The sequence below is a fragment of the Peribacillus sp. SIMBA_075 genome (assembly GCF_046534585.1).
Genome location: NZ_JAWRYN010000682.1, coordinates 1 through 269 on the forward strand (window position 1 = coordinate 1; position 269 = coordinate 269).

Sequence of the window (269 nt, forward strand, 5' to 3'; positions counted from 1 at the left end):
CATTTATAAAGAAAGAAACGACAGAAGCTTTAATCGTAATTCCGCGTTGTCTTTCCAATTCCATTGAGTCAGTTTGCGTATTACCACTATCTACTCGGCCAATTTCTTTAATCACATTCGTTTCATAAAGAATACGCTCAGTCAAACTCGTCTTGCCAGCGTCTACGTGCGCTACAATCCCTATATTTATTGTTGTCATATATGAATATCCTCATTTCGTTTTCCATTTTTATTTCCTCATTTCTATTTGTGTATTGCCGCATTACAAT

1 protein-coding gene is annotated in these 269 nt (G+C 35.7%); it reads right to left on the bottom strand.

Going from position 1 to position 269, the window contains the following annotated elements; genetic code table 11:
- On the bottom strand, positions 1 to 199 hold a 199-nt coding region (locus SB775_RS29915; RefSeq protein ID WP_410864877.1), incomplete at its 3' end, for a GTP-binding protein.
- Positions 200 to 269: the final 70 nt, after the last annotated feature.